At 65.3% G+C, this 3108-nt stretch carries 3 protein-coding genes and 1 pseudogene; 3 read left to right on the top strand and 1 reads right to left on the bottom strand.

What is annotated here, in order from left to right; translation table 11 throughout:
• Positions 1-174: pseudogene (locus tag MOV75_RS32440) on the top strand (RNA polymerase subunit sigma-24); the annotation flags it as partial.
• A 118-nt stretch (positions 175-292) separates the two neighbouring features.
• On the opposite strand, the gene MOV75_RS32435 reads toward MOV75_RS32440, so the two are convergent.
• A complete protein-coding gene (locus MOV75_RS32435) occupies positions 293-1075 on the bottom strand; it encodes an N-acetylmuramoyl-L-alanine amidase (protein ID WP_246923036.1) in 783 nt (260 codons plus the stop codon).
• Between the two features lie 524 nt (positions 1076-1599).
• Here MOV75_RS32435 and rsmH point away from each other — a divergent pair.
• Together rsmH and MOV75_RS32425 are read left to right on the top strand one after the other, a co-directional pair.
• Positions 1600-2589, top strand: a complete 990-nt coding sequence (rsmH, locus tag MOV75_RS32430; RefSeq protein ID WP_246923039.1) for a 16S rRNA (cytosine(1402)-N(4))-methyltransferase RsmH — start codon at positions 1600-1602, stop codon at positions 2587-2589.
• A 3-nt stretch (positions 2590-2592) separates the two neighbouring features.
• Positions 2593-2985, top strand: a complete 393-nt coding sequence (locus MOV75_RS32425; protein ID WP_247007354.1) for a hypothetical protein — start codon at positions 2593-2595, stop codon at positions 2983-2985.
• The last annotated feature ends 123 nt before the right edge of the window (positions 2986-3108 follow it).

The raw sequence follows: 3108 nt of genomic DNA, 5'->3' as shown, positions 1-3108 counted from the left end.
AGCGCGCGCGGCGGGCTTCGCGGCTATGAGCTGCTGCCTGCAGTGCGCGCGGATCTGTTGCGGCGTCTCGGCCGCAAGGAAGAGGCGCGCGAGGCTTATCAGGCAGCGACGGAGGCGACGCAGCTCGAGCCGCTGCGGAGATTGTATGCGCGGAGAGTGAGGGAGATGGAGTAGCAGCCACACACTGCGTCATTGCGAGCGTAGCGAAGCAATCCAGGCTGTCACCGCGGAGACGGTTCGGGATTGCTTCGTCGCAAGAGCTCCTCGCAATGACGAGTACGCGGCTAAACCGTCACTTCGACGCGACACTTGTCGCATCTTGCGGCAAGCTCGCCAGCAGCGCCTGCAAGGTCGACAGCGTCGAATGGTCCGCGACCCCGTCGAGCCGCGCCGGGCGGAAATGGCGCTGGAAGGCGGTGACGACTTCCATGGTCGCGGCGTCGTATTTGCCGGTCAGCGGCACACCGTAGCCGTATCTGGCGAGCGCCTGCTGCAGACCCAGCACTTCGTCGCTGATGGTGCCGAGCATCAGAGTCTCGCCGCGGACGACTGGGACGGGCGTGACCCAATGACCGACGCCGGAATTGGCCAGCGAATGCCACGGGAATTTTTCGCCGGGGTCCTTCTTGCGCGCGGGCGCGACATCGGAATGGCCGAGCACCCGGTGGGTCGGCACCTTGCGGCGAAGCATGATGCCGCGGCACAGTGCGATCACGGCGGCGACCTGGCGCAGCGGAAACTCGGGATAGCCCCAGTCATGGCCGCGATTGACGATCTCGATGCCGATCGAGCAGGAATTGACGTCGTCCTCGCCGGCCCAGGACGAGACGCCGGCGTGCCAGGCGCGCCTTGTCTCGGGCACGCATTGCACGATGCGGCCGTCCTCGAGCACGACGTAATGCGCCGAGACTTCGGTGCCCGCCGTGCACAGCCGGGCCAGCGCGCCCTCGACATCAGGCATACCCGTGTAGTGCAGCACGATCATGTCGGGCTGCCGGCCCTTGTTGCGCTCGCCATGGTTCGGCGAGGGTATGATGTCGGAGACGATCGAGGAGTCAGGTTCAAACGTTCGCATGTTCGCCGCGGCCTTTGGAACCGGGAGAACGCGTTGACGCTTCGAATCAGATCCAGACGGTGTGGACGAACCGGACGGTGGCATAGACAAACCAAGTCGAACGAGAATGGACCAAGCCCTTTTCTTTACTATTCCTTTACCCTCCACCGCGCGCAATCGCGCGGCGCGGTTAACGGATGCATTTTGGCGCAGTGTGTGGATGAAGCATCACCGCCGCTGCACCTTTTCGTCTTGTAATGAGCCGATCAACGCTTTCTTAACGCTAAGGGCCGTTACTGAGGGATGAAGAGCCGACCCGTGCCCGGAGGCGGCCAAAGCGTATTTTGGCTCGAAATCCCATGGCTGCCCGACAAATTCCACTGGCAACACTGGGTTTGCAGCCCGGGACGACCGGGTTCGGTAACCATGCTGGACTGAGGCTTTGTCGTGGAACCGCCGCGACGCGGAGTGATTCGAGGCGTTATGGGCTTGTTCGTCCCCGATCTCGCTTGGACGTCAGGCTGGACCTCCGGCCGGCCTGGCGCATGAGCTCGACTCCGCACATTCCCGTTCTTGGCCGCGAGGCCATCGCCCATCTCGCCCCGCGCGAGGGCGGCATCTATGTCGACGCCACTTTCGGCGCCGGCGGCTATAGCCGTGCGATCCTGGACGTGCCGGGAACCCGGCTCATTGCCATTGACCGCGACCATACTGCGATCACGGGCGGCGCCGAACTCGTCGAACGCTCTGACGGCCGGCTGACGCTGGTCGAGGACCGCTTCTCCAACCTCGCCGAGGTCTGCGCGGCGCAGGGCATCGAGACGATCGACGGCGTCGTGATGGATGTCGGCGTGTCCTCGATGCAGCTCGATCAGGCCGGTCGCGGCTTCTCCTTCCGCCTCGACGGTCCGCTCGACATGCGGATGGGGCAGGTCGGGCCGACTGCGGCCGACGTGGTGGCCCGCGCCTCGGAAGGCGATCTTGCGGACATCATCTATCAGCTGGGTGAGGAGCGACAGTCGCGCCGCATCGCCCGCGCCGTCGTCGCCGACCGGCAAGAGACACCGTTCACGACCACGCGCTCGCTCGCTGATCTCATCGGCAGGATCGTCCGCTCGAAGCCCGGAGATATTCATCCGGCGACGCGGACGTTTCAGGCGCTGCGCATCTTCGTCAACGAAGAGCTCGAGGAACTCCAGACCGCGCTGGCCGCGGCCGAGCGCGTGCTCAAGCCGGGTGGCCGTCTCGTCGTGGTCTCGTTCCATTCGCTGGAAGACCGCATCGTCAAGAATTTCCTCTCGGAGCGTTCCAAGACCGGCGGCGGCTCGCGGCACCTGCCGGAGGTGGCGCAGGTTCCGCCGAGCTTCCAGTTGCTGACGCGGCGGCCTGTCATCGCCGGTGAGGACGAAGTTGCTCTTAATCCGCGCGCGCGTTCCGCAAAACTGCGCGCAGCCGAGCGCACCTCCGCGCCGGCGCATGACGATGGCGAGCCATCGTCCTGGCCAAAACTCTCCGACGTGATGAGGGGCGGCTAGCGCATGCGCATCATCCACCTCCTCGTCATCGGTGCGCTGATCTTCGCGGCGGCTTATGTCTACCGGATCAAGATGGATTCCACGGCGCGCACCGAGAAGGTGCTGCGGCTGCATGCGGAGATCCGCGAGCAGCGCGACGCGATCGCTTCGCTGCGTTCCGAATGGGCTAAGCTCGATGCGCCCCACCGGCTGCAGGGCCTGTCCGACCGGCATCTGCAGCTCAAGCCGGTCAACGGCACGCAATATGATTCGCTGAAGAATCTGCCGGAGCGTCCGCCGCGGATGTTCAGGCCGGGCGAGCCCGATCCGATCGGGGCCATGCTCAACACCATCGAAGCCGCGAGCGATCCTGACAATGTGACGGGCTCCGTGCCTCAGCCGGAGGACAAGCAATGAGCGCTGCGACTCCGGCCAAACCCACGGAACCCTGGCGCCAGCGGCTGATCCGCAGCCTGCTCTACGGGCGCAATGTCGACCGCGCCGCGAAGGCGCGCGCGCGCGTGGGTCTGGCGATGCTCG

The organism is Bradyrhizobium sp. PRIMUS42 (assembly GCF_023006515.1).
In the GTDB taxonomy this organism is placed as follows: domain Bacteria; phylum Pseudomonadota; class Alphaproteobacteria; order Rhizobiales; family Xanthobacteraceae; genus Bradyrhizobium.
This window is presented reverse-complemented; position numbering and strand designations above follow the sequence as displayed.